Genomic DNA, 22,009 nt, shown 5'->3' with positions numbered 1-22,009 from the left:
AAATAATTAGTCTGCCATCGCTAAGCTGCGAGCTTCCTTCAATGAAATTTTTTGATCATCAACGATCTTGCCATCGAACAAGGTAAGCTGCCGTTCCGCTTGCTCAGCTGATCGAGGGTCGTGCGTTACGATCACGATGGTTGCGCCCTGTTTGTGAAGGTCATCCAATAAATCCATCACCATTTTTGCATTCTTGGAATCCAGGTTTCCCGTTGGTTCATCGGCTAACAAAACATTTGGATTGCCAACCAAGGCGCGAGCAATAGCAATGCGTTGTTGTTGCCCGCCAGATAATTGCGTCGGAAAATGTTTCATACGATGGGCCATATCGACTTTTTTCAGTGCTTCAGTGACCATCGTTTTGCGTTGCTTGCGATTTATTTCATCGCGATAGGTCAGCGGTAATTCAACATTTTCAAATACATTCATATCGCCGATTAAATTAAAAGCCTGAAAAATGAAACCAATTTGACGATTACGCACAATGGCCTGTTTGGCTTGGCCTATTGATGCGACTTCTTCGCCATCTAGAAAGTATTCACCGCCAGTAGCAGAGTTCAATAAACCCATCACCGCCAACAGCGTCGACTTACCGCAACCCGATGGCCCGCTAATCGAAACGTACTCGCCTTTATCAATAGTCAGGTGAATATCATCGAGAGCCCAGGTTTCAATTTCATCGGTATAAAAAACTTTCTGTATACCTCTTAAATCGATCAAGCACTTTTTGTCCATGGTAATTTCCTTTGATGTATTTTTTGATATTTAATTTAACATGATTCGTTGGCTATCTTGCCATCCACCGCTTTCAGAGGTAATAATTCGATCGCCAGCCTGTAAACCTTTTTTTATTTCTATGTGATTCACGGAAACTTTGCCCACCTCAACATTAACCCGCGTAGCGTACTCACCCTTGTCGTCGAGTTTATAAAGCGCGACGGTCGCATCTGCTTTAACAAAGGAAGGCTTGCCTACAAACAATGTACTGTCGAGTTGTGCAATATAGATAGTTCCTTCGACTTGTAATTGCGGTCGCGAACCTTTGGGTAATTCTCCGGTGATAGCAACATCGACGATAACGGCTCCGTCGGTAACGCCGGGATCAATGCGGCTTACGACACCCGCTACTTTCCCATTACGCGTATCGATCATGACATGCTGATCGACTAACACTTCACCCGCTTGGCGAGCGGGCACTTTCAATTCTGCGTACAACTGATTTTGCTGAGCAATTCGGCTAATAGCACTGCCCGGTTGTAATTGCTGACCAACATCAATTGAGGTTTCTTGTACTATCCCGTCAATGCCAGCGATAACCTTTAAATGATTTACTTCGTTGTTAGCGCGATCTAGAGCGCGGGCAAGCTGCGTTACACGAGATTTTTTGACGGCAAGCTGTGCATTCATATTATCTTGTGCTTTTGTATATCGTTTTTTCTCGATCAAATAAGTTTCTTTTATTTGTGATACATCTAACTGTGTTCTTTTAAATTCAATTTCAGGAATAATATTTTTATCAATCAATCGAGTTTCCGCTTCTAACTGCAATTTAATTTTTTCGTAGGCAAACTTTGCTCGCAGCACGATAGATTCTTGGTTGAGCAGTTGATTTTGTAAATCGACCTCAAAAGCTTGTTGATCGGCGACTGCCCCTTCCCATGCGGAGTAGGCTTCTTCAGCCGAAGCGATAAGTTGAGGGTTAGTAAGCTCCGCCAGTAATTGTCCTTGTTCAACCGTATCTCCGGGATGAGCATGAAGTTTAGCGACCCGACCGGGAACTTGTGATGCGATAAGCTCAATATTTTTGGGGAGCAACTCTCCGTTTGCGCTTACCTTAATTTCCATTTTGCCTCGTTGAACGGTTTCGATGAGTAAAGTATCGCTATCAACACGGCGGCTACTAAAATCAATATTGGCGATCGACACTCCGCCCCAAACTGCAGCGACGACAACACCGCCAATAAAAAGAGATTTTTTGACTTGCGTGTTTTTTGATTTAGCGCGTGTTTTGTCCATTTCTATTTCGCTCGTGATTTAGTTTTTAATGTTTCTTTTCTGTGTCTGAATTCTTAAGCTATCTAGAATCGCTTCAGTGCAAATTAACTGATTATTCCGCTAGCCAACAATAAGTTTGAGCCAGGACTAGTAATGTCGATACTAAAAAGAACCAAGCCAAAAGCGATGCAACCGGCGAGTGCAACTTCTAAAAAATAACGAACTTTTGCTGGGCTTATTTTGTTAAATGATTTCATGATGTTTTCCTCTCTATATCAGTAGCTATGGTTTGTACCTTGTGTGAAAAGCTTTCTTTTCAAACGACACTTAAGATATTGCAGAGCCTGTGCCAGGTTTCTAAGTTATTGAATTTAATCGATTAATTTTGGTGAGAGGGAGTTTTTGGGTATCTCTAATCCCATAAATGGGATTACAGCAGTTGCAAAAATGGGACTGAGGCGGAATAAATGGGGCTGAAAGGAGAATGAAGGGCTGCGAAAACTGAAGGGAGGTGCAAAAGCAGGGAAAAGCCTGGTTAGGGACTAGAGAGCGATTTTGCCATCACCACATAACCGACTTCTTTAAGGTCTGTGGCGAGAATAAAAGGCTTGGGCTTTGGTATTGGAGCTAAGTAAGTCGAGCCAAATTAGTGGTTCGTGATTGCATCTTAATGAGCAAGCGGCAGTGGTAACTTTAATTTAGCGACGGCGCCTTTTTTGTCGTCCCGATTCTCAAGCGTTACTTGGCCATTATGTTTAGCAGCGATTTGTCGGCAGAGTGTTAAACCAATTCCGGCACCCTGAGGTTTGGTGGTATAAAAAGGCACAAACAAATTTGCAGGGTTACTAATTCCCTTACCGCTGTCTAGAATAATGAACTCGCAATGTTCATCGTTAAGTTCAATTGAAACCTGCAAAGGTTCTTCGCTGTCGTGATTCGCTTCGATGCCATTCTTAATTAAGTTAATCAAGATCTGCTCAATATGAACGGGGTCACCAAAGAGTTCGGTAGCGGGGATATTCTCAGGAAACATCACTCTGCCATCTTTATACATACCCCGAATTTTATTAATCAGTGTGGCAACAGAAAAAATAACTTTTTGTGGTTCCGGTAAACGCGCAATACGAGAATAAACCGAGATAAATTCTTTTAGGCCCTTTGCTCTTTCTGCTATAACCGCCAAACCTTCACGAATATCATCTTCATTTCGATCTTCTGGTGGCCGCTGTATTAATGTATCGACTGTTTGGCAAATTGAGGTAATGGGTGTGAGGGAATTATTGACCTCATGACCGATGACACGAATCAAGCGTTGCCACGCTGACGTTTCTTCTTCGCTAAGCACTTGTTTCAAGTCAGTAATAAAAATAATACGGCCCGGTTTACCGTGTTGACGGTAATACTGTTGAGTTATTTGCCAACGACCGTCGGCGCCTGGGAAAGAGTGGTCCAATAGTTGCGAATCCTTATCTAAGGGTAGCGCTGCTAAAGAGGTGTCCGCCAACTCAACACCCAATAAAAATTCTGCTTTCCTTTTAAGTAATTTACTTGCTAGCTCGTTAACTAAGCTTATGCAGTCATTCGCGTCGCAAGCAATAATGGCAACGTTAATCTGATTAACCACTTTCTCCAGCAGATTTTGTAACTCCATCTCACTCTGCCGACTTTCTTTTAGTTTGTCATTGAGCGCATTAATTTGCTGGTACAGTTCTGCGAGTTCCCCAGGCTCCCGAGTGCGACTGCTTTTAAGGCTGTAGTCTTCTGCGCGTATAGCCTCAATTAAATTACTTAGGGTGCGAATATGATGAATAACTTTTTCACGAACAATACTCGCGACTATAAAAACCCAAACAATACTGATGCCTGCGATCAAAATTTTCATTGCTGTCGATAGGCGCCCATCGAAAACAATAAACAACAATAGGACGAGCATCGGGATCGCGCTAGCAAGCACCCATAAAAATATTCGTAAGTCCGTCGAGATTTTGTGTGAAGGTGCTTTGCCAGTCGAGTGCAAACTATTCACCGTTGCCTGCCTTGCCCAAGCGACGATAGAGTGCAGAACGGCTGATATCCAAAGCTTTTGCGGCCTCGTTTGCATTGCCATTGTGATCATCAAGAATGCGTTGTATATACCAAGCCTGAGCTTGCTCGAGGGTCATGTTATCGGGGATTGTTAAGGTGCTGGAGGTATGATTCGCTAATTGCAAATCTTGTTCTAAAATTTCCTCTTGCTGTGCCAATAAAACTGAACGCTCGATCACATGTTGTAATTCGCGAATATTTCCTGGCCAAGGATATTGCATTAAGCTTTTTTCAGTGGGTTTCGCAAAGCATTTAACCTTGGTACCGTAGTGCTCGGTAGCCCTGGCTAAAAAACTGTGTGCCAGTGGAATGATGTCTTCTTTACGATCTCGCAACGAAGGAATTTTTAAGGTAATCCCGTTTAAACGATACAGTAAGTCCTGTCGAAAACCGCGTTCAGAAATTAATTCATCTAGGTCTGCATTCGTCGCCGAAATAAATCGTACTTGTGCTTGTTTGGTTTGCGAGCTGCCTAATTTTTCAAATTGATGTTCTTCTAATAGGCGCAAGATCTTTGCTTGTTGCGCCAATGGCATGTTGGCAATTTCATCCATAAACAAAGTGCCACCATCGGCTAATTCGACTCGGCCGATACGGTCACTTTTTGCATCAGTAAAAGCGCCCTTGGTGTGGCCAAACATTTCGCTTTCAAAGGTTGTTTCAGAAATCCCGCCCATGTTGACCGCAATAAAAGGTCCATCTCCACAAGCAGATAACGCGTGAATGTGAGCTGCCAATAAACTTTTGCCGGTACCGTTTTCACCGGTGATCAAAATAGGAATATCACTGGCAGCAACACGATTAGCAATATCAAGTAGATCCGCCATGATTGAGGATTTACTAATAATGCTTTGCTTGCTGCCGTGTTGCTCACGAAGCAAGTCGTTTTCTGCGCTGAGTTTTTTCTCGCGCTGTTGAGATTGCCCTAGCTTTATTTGCGTGCGAATCGATGTTAGCAAACGATTATTGTCAGACCAGGGCTTTTCAACAAAATCTACTGCACCGCGCTGCATGGCTTCAACAGCGATGCCGATGGTTCCCCAGCCGGTCATGGCAATAATAGGCAAGTCTTCGTTTATTTTTTTTAGCTCCGTAATAAGTTCCAAACCTTCTTTGCCCGAGGTGGTGTCCTCATGATAATTAAGGTCAACCAGAGCCAACTCAAAGGCTTGTCTATGTAAGGCAGCCAGCGCTTCCTTAGGCGATTGGCAAGCCAACACGTCCAAACCTTCGCTCTTAAGCAGTAAGTTCAGGGCGGTAATTATATTTTTATCGTCGTCTGCAACTAAAACAGCCATGAATTATTCTCGTTACTCAGTCGTTATTATTTCTTTTTATATACGTCGCAATAATAGGATCGCACTATTGTGCCAAAGGAATGCGCCCAGGGCTACGCGCAATTAGTAGGCGCAATCCGTACTTAATATCCTATTCTTCTGCGTCGTATGAATAAGTACCTCAACATTACAAAGGTTTAGATTTAGAAGGCTTGACATTCAATTGCGGTGAGCGACTATAGGCCATTGTAAGTTTCCAGAGAAAAACACCTTAGAGGACGGTATGTTAAAAATATTAATGAATTCACGATTGGCCTTGTCGGGCCTATTCCTAGTTTTTTCTCTTGCAAGCCATGCGCAAGAACAAAAAAAAGATTGCGAGCAATTAAGACAATTCACATTTAGTTGGCAGTTCGTCGATCAGTGCGGACTCAAGCCAAGAGGTGGCAGCAGTACAGGTGCGGGTTTAGTGCTTGATAAGCTTCCTCACCCTGGCTGGTTAGCTGTTCAAGAAAGCGGTATCAGTAATCACGAAAAGGATCGGCGTGCCATCCTCGCCATGGCAGGTGGTTACCGTGCCAGTTTTGATTTTATCGAAACCGTCGGTTATAAGCCCAATTATCGGCCGGATCCCCCCTATCAAAGTTGGGGTACCGAATATGTTTATGTCGTGGAAGATAAAAAAGATTTCATAAGTTTGCAGCATATTCTTGTAATGCAATACGTCGACGCCGACGGAAAAGTTTCTGAGCCCTTCGTGCAAAAACATTGGCGACAAGACTGGCAGTACGAAAAACGAGATCTTTTAGTTTACGCGGGTAACGAAGTACGCAAGCACAAAAAATATTCCCGCAAAGAAGTCAAAGGTACGTGGGCACAAGCGGTTTACCAAGTCGATGACTCACCGCGTTACGAAGCGAAAGGAAAATGGCAACACTACGATAATTTTTCAACCTGGCTTAGCGATAAAACTTGGCGGCCTGTACCTCGCCGCGAAACAACACTGCGCAAAGATTATCAAGTTCTCATTGGAACCAATCGCCACACCATTACACCAACCGGTTGGGTGCAAGAAGAAGAAAACTATAAAACCGTACTCGATGAAAATGGTAAACCCAGCGGTAACTATCCCTACCTCTCAAAAGAAATCGGTGTTAATCGATATGAGCGCCTAAAAGATTTTGACTTCAGCGAAGGTGATAAATATTGGCAAGCCACAAAAAAATATTGGCACGACGTAAAAATAGTATGGGATGAAATAATTGCTGAGAACAAAACTTTTACCCTAAAAAGAACCCACGAAGGAACGCCTTTATTTATGGCAACTTTTATTCAAGCCGATGAAGTGATACAGCAAAGTGAAACTGGCAAAGGGATTGGAAAAGACGAAATTCGTGAAGTTTTGGAAAAGTACGTGGAATGATGGAAGTGTATAGACGCTAGGTCAGCGCCAAAATCAGCAGCCACATTCCGAGTATTTCGGTTTTATGGCCACAACCCGTTGATTTATAGAGAAAAATATTTTGTTGACTCTTTCCGCATATTAAAAATATGTTGATAACCTTCTCATATTTACTGAACGGTAAATCCGAAAAAATACATAGGTTCTTGATTAAAAAAGATTTTTTAAATTCTTAAGGATTGCTTGAGTAGAAATACTCACCATGTAAATATAAGAACCTTTCAAATGATTAAAACTGTTAAGTGTTTATGAAAAGTATCGGAGAAAAAGCAATAATTGTAGAATTCACAGTTGGGTTCGGACCGGTAATTGTTCTTTTGTTTCTCGGGGTATTGACCAGTCCATTTATGATCATGGAAGCTATTAATGGGGAGCACACATACTGGCTAATGTTGTTAGCCTATATTTTAGGTACGCTAGGTGCGTGGGGTATTCTTAGGCTAGCAGGAATTTTATTAAACGAAGGTGCTACCCCACCTAGCAAGTTGCGCATGAAAATATATTTATTTTGTGGTGTTCTAAGTATCGGTATAGTGTTGTTCAACTACGCTATAACATTTTCATTTTATAGCTTATTGTTTTTATTGCCTCTATTAGTTACTGGTCATTTTGTTTATCTATCTAAAGGCTATTTATGGTAAATCACTTAACAAATAAAGCCATGCGAAAACCTACGCGTTGCTCCGTTTTCGCATGCTTTAGGCGTTATGTGTCTTTAGTATGCAAGTAGAATCTATTAAAGATTTAGATCATCTCCCTATCTCAACAAGTCCCGAGGACTTAGGTGATAGGATTAATACCGTATTTGAATTAATTGAAAAAAGAGCAGAAGGCTCAGCCGCTGATTTTGCTCAGGCATTTTCAGATGTAATTGGTTATCAGTCTTATGCGGGAGATATACCTGAGCAGTCTCAGGAAAAATTAATAAATTGGGTAAGAAATACATATGAGCAAAGCAATTTGCCTTATGTAGATGCTGTCGCGAGCATTCTATGTATGTGTAATTCCCAGCCGGCGCTAGATTGTTTGCACGCTTTAATAGGATTAACCAATAATCAATCGGCACTTAATTTACTTAAAGAATCGGTCGCAGAGATTGAAATCAACACATAACAAACCAAGCCAGCAGAAAATGTGGGCAATGGCCTTGAAAAGCAGGCCATTAAAGCGCCCACTTTTCTGCTGCTTGGGGCGTTATGAGTAAAGGAGAATCAACGGAACATGGAGTATGAAGAGTTTGTTGAACTGGTAGCCAAAGCAATTTCGGCATTGAATGATGAAATTAGGGCAACGCAAGTGGCTCAGCAGTTATTTGCAATTCAGATTTCTCAAATGGCGCCAGAGCATGCTGAAGCGCTGGCGAATACAATGGTAAATATCGCTACCTCAGACGCTGTAAAATCAAGTGAAATTTCCAAGCATCATTTGCTTAATGTTAGCGAACTTCTGAAGGGAAATATCGATACCCCAATCATAGGTCTAAATAAGCCAGATAAAGATCCCAAAGATCCATTGCATTGGCTACAAGGTGTAATCGATGGCGGTAAAAAGTAAAACTCATAACAAGGCGGTGTTGTCGCCTTCGGCTGGGACTGCCATTCCGCTGGCGCTTCATGTCAGCCCCAAACCGCGACGTTAGGATTGAAAGAATGACAAATCCGTATCAAACTCCAGAGTCTTCGATCTCTCAGCAAAAGAGAAGGATTATAATTTCCCAAGAAGTAAAAATGGGAACGCGTGTCGCGATGATAGCTTGTATCATCAATATATTTATTCCAATTTTTATCGGAGTCTATATTGTTCTATTGGCTGTCAATACAGTTTTTATGGTGGCTTTTGCTGTGGGTTATTTTCGGTTGAATCGCGCTCTGGCTATTGCTTCTATAATTTATTTTTGTGTTGAGTATGTGGTTTTACTATTTAACGGAAGCCCAGGAAATTATTTGTTCTTTTGTTTGGCTATGCTTGCGTTCAATATTTATGGCTGTACCAGTGTTTTCAAATTTTGCAAGGAACAAAGTGAATAAAAATCCTAACAAAGCCATCAAAGATAGGCCGCGAAAAAGCACGCGGCCTAGGACGCTCCTAGCGTCGCGCCCTTTATGGCGGCGTTAAGTTTACACACGAAACATGAAATCATACAAAATTGTAATAGTTCTTTTAATCATTGCGTTGCAGGGTTGCACCTATTTGAAAACAATTGGGCACCGTGATTTGATTGGTGTGTGGGTAGGGACCGGTCAAGATGGGACAATTGTTAAATACGATATTGGTGGAGATCTTAACGTAACAAATAAAAAATATTTGGATGGTCAAGAGTTCGTGCTTCTCTATCAGTGGAAAGTTGAATCCAATTCGGTTTTTATGTGGGGTAGCGGGTGTTTTGGCCCTGAGAACGTTATCGTTTTTTATAACAATCGCCTAGAAATTGTTAAAGACGGAACTCGGCCAGTGAAGCTCATCGATAACCATGAAAATATTATTTTTACTAAAGAAACTTAACAAAGTGGTGTTGTTTGCCGCGAAAAGACGCGGCGGGACGCTCCTAGCGTCGCGCCCCAAACCACAGCGTTATGTGTACTGAGCAGAAATGAATCTGAATTTTAGCAACTGTAGCCAATCATACGAGCAGCTAATTTTTTGGCTATTGGTTATTTCGACTTTGCTTATATTCGTGAGTTTAGGAGGAGTAATACGCAATGAAAAACTACCTAGTGGTGGAAAAGGTCTGTTCCTAGAAATAGCTTGGCCTGTAGTTGCATTGGTCACATCAAAATATTTAAATAGTAGAGGTGCAAAATGGCGTGCCGTACTTTTGCTAACAACGGTTGTAGCTATTTCGTGTTTTGTATTAGCTAAATTTCTAAATATCTGTGTAGCTTGAAATTATGCATACATTAAAAGCAATTTTGGTAAAACACATAACAAGGCTAGCCAACACCGGCAGCGCAAAAAACGCGCTGCCTCGACTCACTCCGCGATGCTCCGTTCGCGGTTGCTAGCGGCGTTAGGTGAATTTAGATCATGCCAGGAATTATAGTTTTGAGGAATGGAAAAGAATTAGCTTCAGTTAATTCGGGCGATTTTAATATTCTGACAGTAAATCTTCATGGAGATGTATCGGGCGAGGAATTTTCAAATCTTGAATTTACTGGCGGTATTTACGGGCAAGATGATAAGGACTGCCACCTTATTTGGATCAATAGTTTGGATGTGTTGCCTAGTGACTCACTAGAAATTCGGTTTGTACAATCTTCACCAAATGATTCTAAAGGCCAAACTATTGATGAGCTTTTCCCTGGTGAGAAAGATCAACTGAAAGAAGATGAAAGCCTGGAGGAGATTTTTGATAGTTTAGTAAAATTACCAAAAGTTCGAGACTGCTTCAACTTTGCAATTGAAAAACCAGATGGTGAAGTGGTGCGTATCCGAACCAGTAAAACAGATTGGTCGTATCACTGCATTGCAATGTGGCAATCTCGAAAACCCGAAAAATTAAGAGTTTCGCTATCTTCCAATGAACTAGAGCGTATAAAAAACCAAGAAAATGGAGCAAAACATTTCGAGCAGGCTATATTCCTTGGTGAAAGCATTAAAATTAAATTCATCACCTAACAAGCGGCTGTTATTGGCCGCTGAAAAGCGCGGCCGGGACAACAATTACGCTGCGCTTCATTGTTGCCCCAAAGCCGGGCGTTATACGTAATCGCACCATGGACGAACTAGCAAAGATTCTAAGTAATATTGACGAATTGGAAACCTGGAAAAATCATGTTCAGGGTTATTCCAAATCTGATGTGGCTTCCGCCTACAACGTGGCCCAACCTTTGTGGGTTCAAAGAATGATTTCTACTCAAAAGCTATTTCTACATCCAGATGTCATTGATCAGCTAAAAGCACAAAATTGGCAGCCTAGCGATGTACAAAAGAAGATGATATGGGCAAGCCTCTTAGGGGCTGATGAAAGTTCTGAAAGTAAAAAGAGAATGTATAAGGTCAAAGACAGCCTTATAAAGAAGTACGGCAGGGATTGGTGGGAAGATGTCTATGCCCGTATAAAGCCTGTATATGCTGCAAAAGAGCGAATTAAAAAAATTCATTCTGGCCCAGCTGTATCAGCATTTATAAGCAATACCTTCATAGGTTCTGAGGCCGCTAGCGAAGAGAGAAATCGGGCCTTGAGTATGATCTCGAAATCATGAAAACGTATAACAAGCCGCAGCAATCGCTCCCGTTGGTCGCTGGGACAGCCAAAACGCTGCGCTTATTTGTCTGCCCCTGTGCGGGGCGTTATGCATGTTTATGAGAAAGCTTATCTCAGTCACATTAATTTTCTTTTGTACAGGAACAATTGCTTGCCCAATTGATCCTTGGTACAGAGTTGCAAGAAATTACGAAGTTTTTATGGAAAAAGCAGACGTCGTATTTTTAGCAAAGTTAGAATCAACTACAGAACACAATAAATTTGACCAAACTGCTGAATTTACAATTATCAAAGCATTTAAAGGTTTTTATGAGTTCGGTAAAACTGTTCAGGTTAAAAATCATCGGAATTCAAGCTGCTCTAGGTCGTTTGTCGGCGAAGCAAGCGCTTGGTATGTATTTGCAAAACTCACAGCTGATAACGAGCTTTTAATTGATAGTTACGCCACATTTGTACCTATGAGGGTGGCGCTAGAAACAGATATGGGACTCAAATAGGTATATGCATAACAAGGCGGTCAAGTACACTTCGGTTGCAAAAAGCGCAACCTGCGCGGGACGTGCTACGCGTTGCTCCGCACGCCCCTTACCTTGGCGTTATGAGGCCAAAACAAATTAAAATATAGTGTAAAAAAATAAAATCGGTAAAAGTTCGCAGTGGTTTTGTTAGTGCACAGTGCCACCGAAAAGAGGTAGCGCACAAACTAAGTTCGTTAAAAGGTAAAGACTATATGTAAAGCACGGTGTTTTTTATTAGCTAAGTCACTATGCTCTCAAGTTAAAAAAATAATATAAGGTTTAGTATTTTTACGGGCTAAACCGCAATGCTAAAAAAGTAAAATAATTAATAGTGCGTCATTAACGTTAGGCATCAAACAAAAATGATAAAAAAATCTCATAACAAGGCAATTGTACGGACTTTTATAAGCTCCGGCTTCGCCTCCACTTATAAAATCCGCACATCGCGTACAAATGAATCCGTGCCATTAAAGTTCGCGTTCGGTACGTAAGTGAATGTGCCATCGGCGTTGAGTGTTAATGTGCCGTTCGCCACATCCGTTACAGGCGTTGTATTAACGGTAAGCGTATCGCCATCAATATCTGAATCGTTGGCAAGAACATCGTTCGGTAAATTAATTGTTAACGTCGTGTCTTCATTGGTTGCATACGCATCATCAACAACGGTCGGCGTGTCGTTCACGGCATTGACGGTAATCGTGACGGTCGCTTGTGCGGTTCCACCGTTACCATCACTCGCTTCATACACAAACGAGTCTGTTCCGTTAAAGTTTGCATTGGGTACGTAAGTAAACGTGCCGTTACTGTTGAGCGTGAGTGTGCCGTTTGTGACATCCGTAATCGGTGTGGTGTTAACGGTGAGCGAATCACCGTCTAGATCGTCGTCGTTGGCTAATACATCGTTCGGCAGATTTACAGTAAGCGTCGTGTCTTCATTTGTTGAATACGCATCGGCGTTTGCGTTTGGATTATCGTTTACCGCAGTGACCGTAATGTTTAAACGACCCACATCCGTTAAGGTGCCGTCCGTTACTGTGTAATCAACAAAGTCCGCGCCGTTGTAATTTAAGGCAGGGGTATAGGTGTAACTGCCATCACTCGCAATCGTGATTGATCCGCCTGCATTCGTTGCAAAGGTGCCAGCAACAACCGTAAGCGCATCGCCATCAAGGTCGGTGTCGTTTGCATCTAAATCAATTGTTGATGTGAACACCGTGTCTTCAGTTGCCGTAATTGCATCGTCGTTCGCAACCGGTGCGTTATTTAAATTTTCATTTACATCAAGAACATTAATAGTAAGGTTTTGAGTGTCGCTAAGATTTCCCGTGCCATCATCAGTTGCTATAACGGTGACATTAAATGGGCCTGGATCTGTTTCAAAATCTGGCGGGTTAATAAACGATAATGAACCAGTGCTGGGATTAATTGTGAATAGCGCTGCATCAGTACCGCTTATTGTGTAAGTGATATTGTCGCTTTCTGGATCAGACGCGCTAAAAACACCAACGTTAGTTTGGTTTTCATTTACATTGATAGTGTTGTCTTGGCCAAGCTGCGGTGGTGTATTTAACGAAACAGTCAACTCGTTCGCACTTACATCAACGCTTGGATTTCCCAATGGATCAGTGCTAACTGCACTTACTTCATAATTACCTGTTGTTAGGCTGTTCGGGCCTGGGATGAGTAAGCTCCAGTTACCCGATCCATCACTTGTTAAGTTTCCATCGCCCAAAGTGTAAAGCACGCCATTTACAGTGACTTCTAAGGTACCGGAATCTGCTTCATCCCAAGTTCCGGTGAGAGTTGGAGTACCAGTAGTGCTAGTAAGCGGATTAACAGTAGGCGGAGTGGGACCAGTCGTATCAACTGTAATTAAACTTGGCTGGCGCGATTCGTTACCACTTGGGTCTCTCGCGATTATTTCGACAGGCGTATCACCATCTATCAAGGTAGATAGAATGTTGTCATCTAACTGCCAAGTCCCATCTCCATTGTTTACGGCTTGATACTCTTGACCCGCGATAAGCAAGGTAATAGTTGCATCGGGATCATTAGTCGTGCCTACCAACTGAGGGGTATTATCGACAGTAATTAAAGGGTTCATAGCTGCATTTGGCGCGTCTTCGTCGGAAACAACACCGCCCGTTGCACCTTCAAAATCTAGCTCTTCTACACGATCTAAATTCGGCGTATTAAGATCGATAGCGCCATTCTCCAGACCTTCAAGAATTCTCATTACGCGCAGAAAAGTATGGCCTTCTGCCGTATCACCACCACCTAAACCCGCAGCGGTTGGATCAATGACCTCACTAATGTCGTTGCCACTTTCGATGGCTTGCAGAATATTATCAATGGTTGCCTGAGCGACTTCACTATCTTGGCGAGTCGCGGCAGATTGGCTGATCATTTCCGCAGACATCGTCATTTCTTCGCCATTAGCAATGGCAATCGCATCCCCATCAGTAGTTGACAACTCAACGCTATTACCGGCTTCGGTAAGAATTGTGTCGCCTTCAAACAGTATGTCACCGGCCTTCAGCTCGCGTATTTCACCTTCAGAATTGCGCGCGAATGCTTTGCCGTTTACGGCGACTACTGTTGCTATGGGGGTTAGATCAGCCATTGGTACTTCCTCAGTCAATTTATCTAATGATTTTTACTTAGATAAGGTATTCTGACATCGTACTATTGGGCAGGTTTTCAGTCTTTTTTCTTAGATTAATGGTCGACTTGTACGTTATTCAGTAATAACGCGAGATGAACTCGGTCACGAGTGCTGGTTTTATTGAAGATAGTGGTGAGGTGGGACTTAACGGTACGTTCGGAGATATGAAATTGCTCAGCGATTTCTCGGTTGGTTTTACCTGCAGCAACCGCCATTCCGACTTTTCTTTCGCGCTCGGTAAGCAATTTCATGATTGGATTAGCGGGCTGTTCTTTGCTGATCTGCTCAGAAACACCGGCGCTTGCCGCACCGGCAATAAGTTTTTGTAACAACTGGGGCCCAAGCCATAAACCACCGTTTTTAACGACAGCGGATACTTCCTTCAATTGTTTAGCCGAGGCATGACTGTGACAATACCCTTTCGCTCCAAGAGACACAGCAGTTTGGCATTGAAGCTCCGAAGGGCTGGGGCTAAGGACAACTACCGGACAACCGGAAAGGACTGCCAAGTTGAGTTCGCGATAATGAGTATCGCTTGGTGTTGCTGGCCACTCCATCCAAATTACTGCTTTGGGTTTCGATAAGGACAAACCGTCAAAGCCACTTTGGCCTACCGCGGATGGGAATACTTCTAGCCATCGAGCCTGCAGTTGCCCCGTAGCGGTTACAAAGAGATGATTAATCATTTTACCCAACTGTACTTCCCAACTATATGTCCCAGCTATAATTTCCCAGCTCACTGTCGCTAAATACAACGTAGTGTATCTTAACGGTGGAGACTATATCTGCCAAGCGATTCCAAGTATCTAAAAATTACCGTTCAGACAAAGCATATTGCTTTGCGCGTAATACCGGTTTCATAAAATAAGCCAAGATAGTTTTTTTCCCGGTTAATATATCTACGCCTGCAACCATACCTGGAATGATTGGTTTGTCTTCACCCAGGCTTGATTTAAGCGTTCTTACTCTCACGCTGTAAAACGGGTTGCCATCTTCATCCATTACAGTATCCGCCCCAATATGCTCTACAACTGCTTCAAGACCACCGTAGACGACAAAATCATAGGCAGTAAACTTAACTGTTGCTTCTTGCCCTGGCGTTAAAAAAGCGATGTCTTGCGGACGAATTCTAGCCTCCAGTAGTAAGGTATCGTCCAATGGCACCAATTCTAAAACTTCCTTGCCCGGTAATACGACGCCACCTACCGTATTAAAGAATAACTGCTTAACTGTGCCTCTTACCGGTGCTCGAATTTCTGTTTGTTTCACTCGATCAGACAAACCGAGATTTGATTCGCGTAAGCCATTGATACGTGTGGTGACTTCAGTTAACTCCTCACGACGTAAGTTTTTGAAAATTAATTCCACTTCAAGAATTTTTTGTCTTGCTTCTGCAATTGTAGACGTCAACCGCTGAACCTGCGCGTCAGTTTGTTTTTGTTCACCTTGTAGGTTATTAACTTCTCTTTCTAATCTCAGCAATTCAACTTGCGACACAGCCCCCGACGAAACGAGTGGCCTAGTCATATTTAATTCTCTATCTGCTAAAGAAAAACTTTCTCTCAATTGATTTCGTTTCGCAATAGCTTCGTTAAGTTCTTCTTGTCGTTGACTTAACTGTTCGCTAGCAATATTTTTTTCTGCATTTAACGCATCCAAACTTGATCGATATAAAATTGTTTCTTGTGAAACGACATCAGGTATTTGCTGTTTTATTTCTTCAGAAATTTCAAATTCCGTACCTTCTGCAATCGCAAGCAGCCTTTTTGCTCTTACTTGCAAGGCCAATAGCTCTATCTCTTTTTCGCGAAAAGAAGATGCGAATCTGGTTTTATCTAGGCTAAACAACAATTGATTGGCTTCAACAATATCGCCTTCTTTTACTAAAATATCGGTAACGACTCCACCATCTAAAGATTGAATTATTTGAATTTGTTGCGAAGGAATTACTTTTCCGTCGCCACGAGTCACTTCGTCTATTTCGGCAAAGGCGGACCAAACGATTAATCCAACAACGCCTAAGACAATCACATACAGCAAAATTTTTGTGCGCACGGGATCCTGATCCACCATCGCACGCTCGGCATCTTCTTGCCACTCGATAACATCGGGTTCAGCACTTGGCATCCAGCGTTCTAATAATGTATCTAAGCAACGTCGAATAAACCCTGGCGGTTTAGATGCTTCAACAGCGATGCTTGCAAGTTGCTGTTGAACTTCTTGAAAATCTTTTTCTGCTGTTGAAGACCCCGCTTCTGATGACTCAGCTAAGTCTTTTGCTTCCTCGATTTTATTTTTCTCTGTCATTGCTATGCCCTACCTATACGGCCTTGTCGCAAGGCGTCGATAACACTTTGCCGCGGACCATCAGCAACGACTTTTGCATTATCAACAACCAAAATACGATCTACCATTTCTAACAATGAAGTACGATGAGTTACCACTATCGTGGTTTTTCCTTTTGCGTAAGATTCTAACTTTTTCTGGACATGAGCTTCTGTGGAATGGTCCATAGAGCCGGTAGGCTCATCCATTAGTAAAATCGGTGGATCGTGTATTACTGCGCGAGCAAGACCAACAGATTTACGTTGCCCACCTGACAAAGAGTCACCGCGTTCACTGACCAACATGTCAAAGCCTTGAGGATGGGCATTTACAAAATCATTTAAATTTGCAATGTCAGCGGCTCTGACTACTGCCGCGTCATCAGCTTGTGGATGCACTAAAACGAGGTTTTCGCGCAAAGTACCGTAAAAAAGCGATACGTCCTGCGGAACATAACCCACTTGCTGGCGAAGTTCGGCGGGGTCAAGCTGACGTAAATCAATACCATCAATTAAAATTGAACCGCTAGTAGGTTGGTACAAACCAATCATTAATTTTTGCAAGGTGGTTTTTCCGGAACCAATTCGTCCAAGTACCGCTACATGTTCACCCGCTTTAATTTTGAAAGACACATTTTCAAGTGCCGCAATTTCTTGGCCCGGATATTTAAAAGTGACATTTTTGAATTCGATTTCGCCTTGAAAGTGCTGCCTAGATAAAAAATTCGCGTTGGCAGGTCGCTCAATCGGCTGTTCCATAATATCGTCAAGGGAGCTCATCGCAGCACGTGCATTGTGATATTGCATCAATAATCCCGATGCTTGACCGAGAGGGGATATCGCCCGCGATGACAACATACTACAGGCGATAAGCCCGCCCATGGTAAGTTCGCCAGCCGCAATCAAATACACGCCGGTAATTATGAGTGAAACCGTTACTAATTGTTGTGCCCACATTGCGACGTTGGTATTGGATAAGGACAAAACGCGCAATTGCACTCCCACTCGCGAAAGAAAAGCTGCGGTTTTTTCCCAGCGCCGCTGCATAATACTTTCTGCGCCCATCGCTTTTAATGTTTCAAGCCCAGTTAAGCTTTCAACTAGCGTTGCATTCCGCATAGCGCCAGCGCGATAAGTGGTCTCGGTAAGCTCTTGCATTTTTCCGTTACTCAACAATGCATAGCCAAGGATTATTACCATCCCCGCCAGTACTGGTAGCATCATCGGCAAAGCAACCCAACCAATAACAATTAGAAAAACAAAAACAAAGGGAAGATCAATAATTATTGCCATGCTGGCGGACGTAACAAAATCTCTCACTGTTTCAAACGATCGAAGATTTGCTGCAAAGGAACCTACCGATGCTGGACGCGCTTCCATTCGCAAACCCAGCACACGTTCCATAATTATCGCGGATAGTTTTATGTCGATGCGCTTGCTAGCTAAATCCAAAAAATAGCCGCGCATAGTTCGCAACACGGCATCTACAATTAAAATGATCGCGACACCAATGCTCATCATCCATAAAGTTTCTACTGCAAAATTTGGAACAACACGATCGTAAACATTCATGGTGAATAAGGGGATCGATAGCGCGAGGATATTGATAACAAAAGCGGCAATGAGTACATCGCGATACAATGCAGTATTTTCTTTAAATACTTTCCAAAACCAATGCTCGCTGTGATCATGACTTAAGGCAGGCGCTCGCGCATCAAAACGAAACTTCGGTCGCGCTAAAATACAGACACCAGTATAGCGTTGTTGAAATTCTTCGAATGGTTCCTCAACCACCGACTCACTCAATTCTGGATACACAACTTTTACATTGTGGCTATCATCAGCCCAACCAACAATTATGCAGACTTGCTCATCATTGAGTAACAGAATTGCGGGAGTTAAAGCGCGATGCAATTTATGCAAGGGCTTACGCATTATTTTTGAGGATAAGCCGACACGGCTGGCAGCGCGGATAAACAAAGACGGCGTGAGGCGATTATCTTGCAGAGGCAAGCCGGCGATCAGCGCTTCTCGAGTGGTGGGTATGCCATGATGTTTGCCAAGATAAAGCAGGCTCTCGACAAGTGGGTCTAACTCGGCAATTTCCATTTTTCAACTCTATTTAATTTTGCTGGCGCTTCACGGTAATTAAGGTAATTACTACCCAGTGTAGTCGGCGCTTGCTCGAGGGGGCTTTAACCTTGCAGCCTGTACAGAAATTCATCACAAAGAAATTAACCTTGTCGCTCTTATAACCTAGTGCGAAGTATAAGTGCTTTTATGTTCTCTAAGTGAATCTAAGTTGAAGTGATTTCTGAGATATCGCCTGCAAGTAACTCACAACTAGGATAGTTACCTCAACAGCGAATACCAGTGGACTCGTCGTATATTCAAACCATTTAACTAAAACTAGGAAAGCAGCCAGCATAAAGATGCTGAACACGCTCTAGAATGGCTACTTTTTGAGCGCCAGGAAGAAGTGATTAAAAAACGAATTCCAAACAGAATAGCGACGGACTGCCGATTATTGCAGACACCACCGCTCGCATCCGCGCATAGCCTACGACCTTTAATCTTGCTCCTATAAGGCTATAGGCGAAAACAGGCATTCTCGCCGCTACCTGCAAAACCCTTATAAATACGTGTCTCACAGCGTCGCATTTAGGTTTTTACATGTGTCATCAATCAGAGTTTGAGGCCCAGGCCAATCATGTACACCATGGGGTCAATATCGATATCCGCCTCCAAATTGAGTCCAACATCTAAATCAATTTTAGCCGTCGTATCAATATCCGCCTTCCAAACCGACATATTCAAACTTAAAGAGTCACTCAATTGAAAGTCTGCGCCAATTTCAAATGCTAAACCGAGAGAGTTGTCCAGCTTCACACTGCCAGAACCAAGTGCGGCTTCGGTTTGAGAATTTAATTCCTCACTAAAAAAAATCGTATAGTTAATTCCGACACCAATGTAAGGTTGAAATCTGTTGGCCGATGCTAAAGGAAAATATTGCAAGCTGAGCGTCGGTGGCAGATGTTTTACATCAGCAACATCTAGTGAATTGGGCAGTGCGAGGGCAGATCCGCCCTGTAGTGTTGCAGTATGTTTAAACGGCGAAGATGCCAGCAATTCAAGGCCGAGATGATTTGTTAACATATAAGTCAAGGTAAGACCTAATTGGGTATTTGCATCCACAGTAACATTCGTATTTGGAATAGAGCCTATTTGTTGGACGAAAAGATTGTTGCTGCTAGAGTCTGGATCGGCTTTGGCTATGCCAGCGCGCACGATCAGGTCACCTTTTTCATGAGCAACGACATTAGCTGAACTAATAGAAATAATTAAACTTAAAGCTGCTACGGATGTTTTCAAAATCTTATTAACCATTACTTTTTCCTACCCCGTTTTTGACAATCTAATTAGCCCATTTTATCTATACGGACAAAAAAATTAATGATTTGAATCAATCGATGTTGTTTAAGGAATTAATTTTATTTTTTGGAAGTTCGAGGTGTTTTTTTGGGTTTTAGATCGACTTAAGAGTTCTCAAATAAAAAGAAGAGCCGCATAATTTAGATCATTGGACCTAACTATTTGGGGCTGAAAAAGGAAAGGGCAACGGATTTTTACCGAGTTCAACACACTGCAATTTAAATAAAATTTTGAAATTATTTAATCATGCATTGATTTCGGCCATTGTTTTTCGCCTCATACATTGCTTGATCTGCACGATCAAAAACCAAATCAATATTATCGTTGTCGATAAATTCGCTGATGCCTACCGATACGGTGATAGACACAGGATTATTTTTAAAATGAAAAGGTGTTTTTTCAATCGCTTCCCGGACCTGATTCATGACCATAATCGCATCCTGCTTAGCGGTTTCCACCAACAGAATCACGAATTCTTCACCGCCGTAACGGGTAATAAAATCGACCTCTCTAAGGCGTAGTTGCAGCGCCTTGCTGACCAATTGAAGTACTTTGTCGCCTGCTTGATGGCCAAAGTTGTCGTTAATCTTTTTGAAATGGTCAATATCTACAATAGCCATACTTAATGGGTTTTTATATCGAAGCCAACGAGTATATTCGTGATGAGAACGCTCGTTATAAGCTTCACGATTTGGCAGCCCAGTTAAGGCGTCTGTTTGTGCTTTTTGTTTTTGCTCGACTAAATTTTCGCGAGTTTTCTGCGCATCTTTTTCAAGTAAGGTCGCATGTTCAAGGAGCACTTTTATTTGTTCCGATAAAGAAGTCTGACCCGGCTCTTGTGAAACCGGAGGAGTAACAACGACTTTTCGTATTTTGAGTATCTGATCATTCACCGACGATTTTAATGCTTCGAGCTCCGTTGCACGATCGACATGTACAGACAACGCTGTTAATTCACTGTCAATTTCCTTTTGAAAACTCTCTTGAGACTTTTGTTCTTCAGACAATGTAACAGCCGCGGTACCGGCAATATTTTGAATTTCGAGTAATTGTTGGTTAATTTGCAAAAGGTATTTTCCAAACTCATCATTAGCCGCTAAGTGCGACTGCATAAATAGATCTCGAATGTCTTCCAAGGTCGGCACTAGATCGCGCCAATTTAAGCCTCTTTTAATGCGTGAACGAGCATTATTAATTTTTTCTTCAACACAGCTGGCGGGCTCAATATCATCTAGTAGACGTTTTAATACCTCGCTTACTTTTACGGCCAATAATTGCTGGTCGATCTGGAAATTGTTTGTTGCCACTTCCGATTGCAGCTCTATAAATTCTTGCTTAGCGCCTGCTGTTGAGTTTGAATCTAATGGGGTTTGTACCGAAGACTCATTACTTGATTTCGTAACGAGTATTTCGCTTTGTTTTTGCTCTTCTATCTTCGAATCTTTCCCACCTAGAAGCTTGGTCAAAAAACTTTTACGAGGCTCATCTGGTTTACTCAAAGCGATCTCTAGCAAAGCGGATATTTCTTCGAAGATCGCAGCATGTTGATCTTGTTTTTCTAAACGCGATTTCAAACCACGCAGTAACTTTTTGAGTCGCGCATTCACATCACGAGGGACATCTAATTTCTGAATAGTGAGGCAGATTTCTTCTACTGATTTAAACAGGCGTTCGTCGTTGTGCGCTTTACGTTTTTCAAAAGCAAGTAGGGCTTCTTCGACAACGACCAAGCGATTCTTAAGGGGTTTCTGAACGGATGCTTTTAAGTGGTCGCGTAAGGCCGCCAATACCAGATCAAGTTCAGAATCCATCCCGTCGGCAACCAAACTCACACGCAGTAATGCGCGTCGGAGCTGCTCCTGATCTTGCTGATGTTGTCTTTCTTGGATTTCTTGACGATCGACTAAATCGAGGTATTTCTCTCGCCACTCCAGCCTTTTCTCTTCTTCCATTTGCAAACCATCTTTGGATACCCTGTTTTATAGGTAAGTATAGACAGTGTTCGGAAGATAGCCCTGAAACGAAAAAAGCGCCAAATAGGCGCTTT

At 42.5% G+C, this 22,009-nt stretch carries 20 protein-coding genes; 9 read left to right on the top strand and 11 right to left on the bottom strand.

Going from position 1 to position 22,009, the window contains the following annotated elements:
- Positions 1–6: 6 nt before the first annotated feature.
- From ACYUCY_RS14080 to ACYUCY_RS14060, 5 genes are all read right to left on the bottom strand, one after another.
- Positions 7–735: an ABC transporter ATP-binding protein gene (locus ACYUCY_RS14080; protein ID WP_460227151.1), complete on the bottom strand. Its 729-nt coding sequence runs from the start codon at positions 733–735 to the stop codon at positions 7–9.
- 30 nt (positions 736–765) lie between these two features.
- Positions 766–2,016, bottom strand: a complete 1,251-nt coding sequence (locus tag ACYUCY_RS14075; protein WP_460227150.1) for an efflux RND transporter periplasmic adaptor subunit — start codon at positions 2,014–2,016, stop codon at positions 766–768.
- A gap of 83 nt (positions 2,017–2,099) precedes the next feature.
- A complete protein-coding gene (locus tag ACYUCY_RS14070) occupies positions 2,100–2,252 on the bottom strand; it encodes a hypothetical protein (protein ID WP_460227149.1) in 153 nt (50 codons plus the stop codon).
- Between the two features lie 410 nt (positions 2,253–2,662).
- Complete coding sequence (locus tag ACYUCY_RS14065) at positions 2,663–4,102, bottom strand: sensor histidine kinase (RefSeq protein WP_460227148.1); 1,440 nt, start codon at positions 4,100–4,102, stop codon at positions 2,663–2,665.
- Positions 4,014–5,378: a sigma-54-dependent transcriptional regulator gene (locus tag ACYUCY_RS14060; protein ID WP_460227147.1), complete on the bottom strand. Its 1,365-nt coding sequence runs from the start codon at positions 5,376–5,378 to the stop codon at positions 4,014–4,016. The genes ACYUCY_RS14065 and ACYUCY_RS14060 overlap by 89 nt, the downstream gene beginning before the upstream one ends.
- Before the next feature lie 262 nt (positions 5,379–5,640).
- Here ACYUCY_RS14060 and ACYUCY_RS14055 point away from each other — a divergent pair, with 262 nt between their 5' ends.
- From ACYUCY_RS14055 to ACYUCY_RS14015, 9 genes are all read left to right on the top strand, one after another.
- Positions 5,641–6,780 carry a DUF6607 family protein gene (locus ACYUCY_RS14055; RefSeq protein WP_460227146.1) on the top strand — a complete coding sequence of 380 codons (1,140 nt, stop codon included), beginning with the start codon at positions 5,641–5,643 and terminating at the stop codon, positions 6,778–6,780.
- A 287-nt stretch (positions 6,781–7,067) separates the two neighbouring features.
- The gene (locus ACYUCY_RS14050) at positions 7,068–7,460 is read left to right on the top strand and encodes a hypothetical protein (protein ID WP_460227145.1); all 393 of its coding nucleotides are present in this window, start codon (positions 7,068–7,070) and stop codon (positions 7,458–7,460) included.
- A gap of 79 nt (positions 7,461–7,539) precedes the next feature.
- Positions 7,540–7,932 (top strand): hypothetical protein, encoded by a 393-nt coding sequence (locus tag ACYUCY_RS14045; protein WP_460227144.1) that lies wholly within the window; start codon positions 7,540–7,542, stop codon positions 7,930–7,932.
- Between the two features lie 108 nt (positions 7,933–8,040).
- A complete protein-coding gene (locus ACYUCY_RS14040; protein ID WP_460227143.1) occupies positions 8,041–8,373 on the top strand; it encodes a hypothetical protein in 333 nt (110 codons plus the stop codon).
- A gap of 95 nt (positions 8,374–8,468) precedes the next feature.
- Positions 8,469–8,846 carry a hypothetical protein gene (locus ACYUCY_RS14035; protein ID WP_460227142.1) on the top strand — a complete coding sequence of 126 codons (378 nt, stop codon included), beginning with the start codon at positions 8,469–8,471 and terminating at the stop codon, positions 8,844–8,846.
- 103 nt (positions 8,847–8,949) lie between these two features.
- Positions 8,950–9,321: a hypothetical protein gene (locus ACYUCY_RS14030; protein ID WP_460227141.1), complete on the top strand. Its 372-nt coding sequence runs from the start codon at positions 8,950–8,952 to the stop codon at positions 9,319–9,321.
- Positions 9,322–9,843: 522 nt separating this feature from the next.
- Entirely contained in the window at positions 9,844–10,434 is a 591-nt protein-coding gene (locus ACYUCY_RS14025; RefSeq protein ID WP_460227140.1) for a hypothetical protein, read from the top strand.
- Positions 10,435–10,532: 98 nt separating this feature from the next.
- Positions 10,533–11,021, top strand: a complete 489-nt coding sequence (locus ACYUCY_RS14020) for a hypothetical protein (RefSeq protein ID WP_460227139.1) — start codon at positions 10,533–10,535, stop codon at positions 11,019–11,021.
- A gap of 100 nt (positions 11,022–11,121) precedes the next feature.
- Positions 11,122–11,520: a hypothetical protein gene (locus tag ACYUCY_RS14015; protein ID WP_460227138.1), complete on the top strand. Its 399-nt coding sequence runs from the start codon at positions 11,122–11,124 to the stop codon at positions 11,518–11,520.
- A gap of 448 nt (positions 11,521–11,968) precedes the next feature.
- Here the strand turns inward: ACYUCY_RS14015 and ACYUCY_RS14010 are convergent, their stop codons facing one another.
- The 6 genes from ACYUCY_RS14010 to ACYUCY_RS13985 all read right to left on the bottom strand — a co-directional run bounded on the left by ACYUCY_RS14010 (position 11,969) and on the right by ACYUCY_RS13985 (position 21,914).
- Positions 11,969–14,164 carry a retention module-containing protein gene (locus ACYUCY_RS14010; RefSeq protein WP_460227137.1) on the bottom strand — a complete coding sequence of 732 codons (2,196 nt, stop codon included), beginning with the start codon at positions 14,162–14,164 and terminating at the stop codon, positions 11,969–11,971.
- A 95-nt stretch (positions 14,165–14,259) separates the two neighbouring features.
- Positions 14,260–14,892 (bottom strand): response regulator transcription factor, encoded by a 633-nt coding sequence (locus ACYUCY_RS14005; RefSeq protein WP_460227136.1) that lies wholly within the window; start codon positions 14,890–14,892, stop codon positions 14,260–14,262.
- Positions 14,893–15,019: 127 nt separating this feature from the next.
- Positions 15,020–16,513: an HlyD family type I secretion periplasmic adaptor subunit gene (locus tag ACYUCY_RS14000; protein WP_460227135.1), complete on the bottom strand. Its 1,494-nt coding sequence runs from the start codon at positions 16,511–16,513 to the stop codon at positions 15,020–15,022.
- A gap of 2 nt (positions 16,514–16,515) precedes the next feature.
- Positions 16,516–18,639, bottom strand: coding sequence for a type I secretion system permease/ATPase (locus ACYUCY_RS13995; protein ID WP_460227134.1), 2,124 nt, complete (start codon positions 18,637–18,639; stop codon positions 16,516–16,518).
- Positions 18,640–19,215: 576 nt separating this feature from the next.
- Positions 19,216–19,917 (bottom strand): OmpW/AlkL family protein, encoded by a 702-nt coding sequence (locus ACYUCY_RS13990; RefSeq protein WP_460227133.1) that lies wholly within the window; start codon positions 19,915–19,917, stop codon positions 19,216–19,218.
- 281 nt (positions 19,918–20,198) lie between these two features.
- Complete coding sequence (locus ACYUCY_RS13985) at positions 20,199–21,914, bottom strand: GGDEF domain-containing protein (RefSeq protein ID WP_460227132.1); 1,716 nt, start codon at positions 21,912–21,914, stop codon at positions 20,199–20,201.
- Positions 21,915–22,009 lie beyond the last annotated feature (95 nt).

It is taken from the genome of Aurantivibrio infirmus (genome assembly GCF_054767315.1).
This window is presented reverse-complemented; position numbering and strand designations above follow the sequence as displayed.

Bases quoted from the DNA above. Each gene is read 5' to 3' on its own strand.
- ACYUCY_RS14015 (WP_460227138.1), top strand. From the start codon at position 11,122: ATGAGAAAGCTTATCTCAGTCACATTAATTTTCTTTTGTACAGGAACA.
- ACYUCY_RS14060 (WP_460227147.1), bottom strand. From the start codon at position 5,378: ATGGCTGTTTTAGTTGCAGACGACGATAAAAATATAATTACCGCCCTG.
- ACYUCY_RS14040 (WP_460227143.1), top strand. From the start codon at position 8,041: ATGGAGTATGAAGAGTTTGTTGAACTGGTAGCCAAAGCAATTTCGGCA.
- ACYUCY_RS14030 (WP_460227141.1), top strand. From the start codon at position 8,950: ATGAAATCATACAAAATTGTAATAGTTCTTTTAATCATTGCGTTGCAG.
- ACYUCY_RS14055 (WP_460227146.1), top strand. From the start codon at position 5,641: ATGTTAAAAATATTAATGAATTCACGATTGGCCTTGTCGGGCCTATTC.
- ACYUCY_RS14025 (WP_460227140.1), top strand. From the start codon at position 9,844: ATGCCAGGAATTATAGTTTTGAGGAATGGAAAAGAATTAGCTTCAGTT.
- ACYUCY_RS14005 (WP_460227136.1), bottom strand. From the start codon at position 14,892: ATGATTAATCATCTCTTTGTAACCGCTACGGGGCAACTGCAGGCTCGA.
- ACYUCY_RS14080 (WP_460227151.1), bottom strand. From the start codon at position 735: ATGGACAAAAAGTGCTTGATCGATTTAAGAGGTATACAGAAAGTTTTT.
- ACYUCY_RS14010 (WP_460227137.1), bottom strand. From the start codon at position 14,164: ATGGCTGATCTAACCCCCATAGCAACAGTAGTCGCCGTAAACGGCAAA.
- ACYUCY_RS14020 (WP_460227139.1), top strand. From the start codon at position 10,533: ATGGACGAACTAGCAAAGATTCTAAGTAATATTGACGAATTGGAAACC.
- ACYUCY_RS14065 (WP_460227148.1), bottom strand. From the start codon at position 4,102: ATGGCAATGCAAACGAGGCCGCAAAAGCTTTGGATATCAGCCGTTCTG.
- ACYUCY_RS13995 (WP_460227134.1), bottom strand. From the start codon at position 18,639: ATGGAAATTGCCGAGTTAGACCCACTTGTCGAGAGCCTGCTTTATCTT.
- ACYUCY_RS14035 (WP_460227142.1), top strand. From the start codon at position 8,469: ATGACAAATCCGTATCAAACTCCAGAGTCTTCGATCTCTCAGCAAAAG.
- ACYUCY_RS14050 (WP_460227145.1), top strand. From the start codon at position 7,068: ATGAAAAGTATCGGAGAAAAAGCAATAATTGTAGAATTCACAGTTGGG.
- ACYUCY_RS13985 (WP_460227132.1), bottom strand. From the start codon at position 21,914: ATGGAAGAAGAGAAAAGGCTGGAGTGGCGAGAGAAATACCTCGATTTA.
- ACYUCY_RS13990 (WP_460227133.1), bottom strand. From the start codon at position 19,917: ATGGTTAATAAGATTTTGAAAACATCCGTAGCAGCTTTAAGTTTAATT.
- ACYUCY_RS14045 (WP_460227144.1), top strand. From the start codon at position 7,540: ATGCAAGTAGAATCTATTAAAGATTTAGATCATCTCCCTATCTCAACA.
- ACYUCY_RS14000 (WP_460227135.1), bottom strand. From the start codon at position 16,513: ATGACAGAGAAAAATAAAATCGAGGAAGCAAAAGACTTAGCTGAGTCA.
- ACYUCY_RS14075 (WP_460227150.1), bottom strand. From the start codon at position 2,016: ATGGACAAAACACGCGCTAAATCAAAAAACACGCAAGTCAAAAAATCT.
- ACYUCY_RS14070 (WP_460227149.1), bottom strand. From the start codon at position 2,252: ATGAAATCATTTAACAAAATAAGCCCAGCAAAAGTTCGTTATTTTTTA.